The sequence below is a fragment of the Actinocorallia lasiicapitis genome, assembly GCF_054778695.1.
Window position 1 is genome coordinate 1 of the sequence record NZ_BAAGZI010000486.1, and the last position, 3,825, is coordinate 3,825.

At 70.6% G+C, this 3,825-nt stretch carries 4 protein-coding genes; 2 read left to right on the forward strand and 2 right to left on the reverse strand.

Going from position 1 to position 3,825, the window contains the following annotated elements; translation table 11 throughout:
- Positions 1-157 precede the first annotated feature (157 nt).
- Positions 158-835: a response regulator transcription factor gene (locus ACYVE7_RS30755; RefSeq protein ID WP_460369661.1), complete on the forward strand. Its 678-nt coding sequence runs from the start codon at positions 158-160 to the stop codon at positions 833-835.
- Complete coding sequence (locus ACYVE7_RS30760; RefSeq protein ID WP_460369655.1) at positions 832-2,190, forward strand: sensor histidine kinase; 1,359 nt, start codon at positions 832-834, stop codon at positions 2,188-2,190. The genes ACYVE7_RS30755 and ACYVE7_RS30760 overlap by 4 nt, the downstream gene beginning before the upstream one ends.
- Here ACYVE7_RS30760 and ACYVE7_RS30765 read toward each other — a convergent pair.
- Both ACYVE7_RS30765 and ACYVE7_RS30770 read right to left on the reverse strand, forming a co-directional pair.
- Positions 2,183-3,007 carry a hypothetical protein gene (locus ACYVE7_RS30765; protein WP_460369657.1) on the reverse strand — a complete coding sequence of 275 codons (825 nt, stop codon included), beginning with the start codon at positions 3,005-3,007 and terminating at the stop codon, positions 2,183-2,185. The genes ACYVE7_RS30760 and ACYVE7_RS30765 overlap by 8 nt on opposite strands.
- 43 nt (positions 3,008-3,050) lie before the next feature.
- Positions 3,051-3,825: D-alanyl-D-alanine carboxypeptidase family protein (locus ACYVE7_RS30770; RefSeq protein ID WP_460369659.1), on the reverse strand; the 775-nt coding region annotated here is incomplete at its 5' end.

Sequence of the window (3,825 nt, forward strand, 5' to 3'; positions counted from 1 at the left end):
CGCCCCCCAGGCCCCCCACCCCCCCTCCGCTGACACAGCAGCCAAGAGCGTGCCTGGCCGCCGTGTGCTGACCCGGAGCCGTCGGTGATGATCATTCGCGGGGATCCGGGCTTCGGGCGCGGGGTGGCGGGTAGCGTGGCGGGGGAGATTTGGGGGGATTGTGGGGGAGTTCGGGGTTCTGGTCGTTGATGATCAGGAGGAGGTCAGGGAGGCGCTGGCCGACGGGTTGCGGATCGCGGGGTATGAGGTCAGGACCGCGTGTGACGGGGCGGCGGGGATCAAGGCCGTCGCGGAGTGGCGTCCCGACGTGCTGGTCGTGGACGTCATGATGCCGAAGGTCGACGGGCTCGCCGTCTGCCGGAGCCTGCGGGCGCGCGGCGACAGGACCCCGATCCTCGTGTTGACGGCGCTCAGCGGGGTCGGCGACCGGATCGAGGGCCTCGACGCCGGCGCCGACGACTATCTCGCCAAACCGTTCGACCTCGGCGAACTCCTCGCCCGGGTCCGCGCGCTCCTGCGACGCTCCCAGCCGGGCCCGGCCCGCGGCCTCGCCGACCTCGTCGTCGACGCCGAGACCCGCACCGGCTGGCGCGGCGACCGCCGGATCGAGTTCACGCTCACCGAATGGTCCGTCCTGGAAGTCCTCCTCGAACACCCCGGCATGACGTTGACGCGCCGCCAGATCGGCAGCCGTGTCTGGGGACTCGACTTCGGGCCCGCCTCCAACTCCCTCGAGGTCTATATCGGGTATTTGCGGCGGAAACTGGAGGCGGGCGGCGAGCCCCGGCTCGTCCACACCGTCAGGGGTGTGGGGTACCGGCTGGCCGGCTCATGATCGTCCGATGGTGGCGGGGCGCTCCGATCCGGTCGCGGCTGGCGGTGGCGATGGCCGCAGTGACGGCCGTGATCGTCGCGGGGCTGACGGTCGCGACGTACGTCGCGATCCGGCACGAGCTGAGCTGGCAGGTGAATCTGACGCTCCAGCGCACCGTCGCCGACCTCGAGTCGGAGGACCCGCCGATGGGCTGGGCGTCGACGCCGTCCTGCTCGCTGCGCGGCCCCGCGATCTGCGTCCAGACGATCCCCGAGGGCACCCCGCCGGGCGGCCTCGGCCCCGCCGGACTTCCGATTCCCTCGGAATCAGCGAAAGTGGCGAACGGTTCGAATGATCATGTGTTCAGTGACATACGAATCCATGGTGCTGCCGGGCGAATGCTGACCCGGTACGTCCCGGGCGGGGCGGTGCAGATCGCCGTCCAGTCGCAGACCTACGAGAACTCCGTCGGACGGCTCAGGACCGTCCTCCTGCTGCTCGGCGGCGCCGGAATCGTGCTCGCGGCCGGCGGCGGATGGCTCGTCGCCCGCTCCGGAATGCGGCCCGTCACCCGCCTCACCGACACCGCCGAACTGATCGCCGCCACCGGCGACCCGAGCCGCCGCGCCGAACTCCCCGTCCCCGCCGACGACCAGGGCCGCAACGAGGTCGCCCGGCTCGCCGCGTCGTTCGACACCATGCTGGACGTCCTCGAACGCTCCCTCGCCGCCCAGCGCCAGCTCATCGCCGACGCCTCCCACGAACTCCGCACCCCGCTCACCGCGCTCAAGACCAACATCGACATCCTGGCCTTCGGCGACAGGGCCACCCCCGAACAGCGCGCCCGCGCCGTCAAAGCCCTCAACACGCAGGTCGGATCGGTGACGGAGCTCGTGAACGACCTCATCGAACTGGCCCGCGGCAAGGAACCACCCGCCCTCATCGAGGAGGTCCGCCTCGACGAAGTGGTCGAAACCGCCGTCGAAACCGCCAGAACCACCTGGCCGGAGCTGACGTTCACGGCCGAGATCGCCGCCCCCGTCCTCGTCGACGGAGTCCCCGCCCGCCTCCTCCGGCTGATCTCCACCCTCCTCGACAACGCCGCGAAGTTCAGCCCCGCCGACGGCACCGTCGAGATCACCCTGACCGCCGATCCGCGCCCCGACCTCACCATCCGTGACCACGGCCCCGGCATCGCCCCCGAAGACCTGCCCCACATCTTCGACCACTTCTACCGGGCCCCGTCCGCCCGCTCCCTGCCCGGCTCAGGACTGGGCCTGGCGATGGCCCGCCAGATCGCCACCGCCCACCACGCCACCCTGACCGCCCACACCCTCCCCACCCCCGGCGCCCTCCTCCACCTGCGCTTCACCTGAGCGGCTGGAAGATCCCCCAGACTCGGATCTTGGACGGGCCGTAGCGGGCGTCGAGGGTCTGCTGGAGCTCGTCCGAAGCCACCCAGACGTCGATGCTGACCTGGTTCTTCACCGTGTCGACGCCGGAGGACCGGAGGTCCGGGACGTCCTTCGCCACCTTGGTGTGCAGGAGTTCGAGTTCGGCCTCGGTGTGCCGGGCGGACGAGACGCACAGCGCGCCGCCCCAGACACCGCGGATCTCGCGTTCGTTGGCGGCGAGCTCGCCGGTGAAGGCGATGTTGAGGACGAGCTGCCGCGGGTCGTTCCCCTCACGGATGGGGTGAATGAGCTGGTCCACCCAGGTTCCGGCGAAATGCCGGGAGGTCCGGGCGGTCTCCATGGCCGCGTTCAGGGTCTTCTCGGTGGTCTTCGCCGGATCGATGGGCTTCCAGCCGCCTTCGGGCTTCGGGCAGGGCGTGGTGGAGGACGGTTCCTGGTCGGAATTCCGTTCGCGGGGCGGGGACGGCGGTTCGGCGAGGGTCATACGCCGGCCGTCCCAGCGGGTGACGACGGTGTAGTCGCCCCACCGGACGCCACGGACGTTCTCGTGCTCCACCTTGCTCCAGTCCCAGCCCAGCAGATCGAGGCCGCCCTGGCACTGCGGCGGCAGGGACTGGAGGATGCCCGAACAGAACCGGGGTCCATGCTGTTGGTCCTCGAGGACGGTGCCCGAGGCGGTGTAGCGGGTCTCGGACGGCGCCGGGGCGCGGACGTCGCCCGCGCCCGTTCCACAACCGGAGATCAACATGGTCAGCAGCAGCGCCGCGGGAACCCTCATGCGTACATGACGGTTTTATCCACCCGGCGCGTTGCGTGCGGGATCAGAGCGGGTGAGCTTGGAGGCGGTCGGCCAGCCGGGTCGCCTCCCGGGTGGTGGCGGGGCTGGTGATCGCTTTCTGGGCGGCGGTCAGCAGGGGAAGCGCGGACAGCGCGGTGGCGGCGGACGCCGAGGCGTCGGTCTGCGCGAGGAGGGCGCCGTAGACCAGCGTCGGAACTCCCCGGGGACGCAGCAGCGCGACGAACACGAAGTTGCCGCCCGCGGCGCTCGTGTACCCGGTCTTCCCGGCGAGAATTCCGTTGCGCCCCAACACGGGATTGGTGGCCGGAAAACTCTGCGAGGTCCCCGGCGCGACAACGGACTTACGGGACGCGACAGACAGGAATCCGGGCAGCCGGGTCGCCGCCCGCAGCAGGATCACCTGGTCGCGGGCCGTGCTGACGGAGCCGGGATCGTAACCGCTGGAATCGGCGTAATGAGTGTCGCGGAGGCCCAGCCGACGGGCCGTCGCGTTCATCTCCCGGACGAACGCCGCTTCGCCCCCGGACGTCCACCGGGCGATCTCATGGGCGATGTTGTTCGCCGAGACCGTCATCATCGCCTCGAGCGCACGCCGCTGCGTGAACCGCTGCCCCGCGTGCACGGGAATCAGCGACTCCTGCCGCGCCAGCCGATACACATACTGATCGGCCTCCGCCGCGGAGATCGTGAACTCCGGCCCGTCCAGGCCGTCCCGCAGCGGCCGCTTCTCCAAAAAGACATACGCGGTCATCACCTTGGTGACACTGGCGATCGGCACCGCCCGCCCCCCGCCCGCC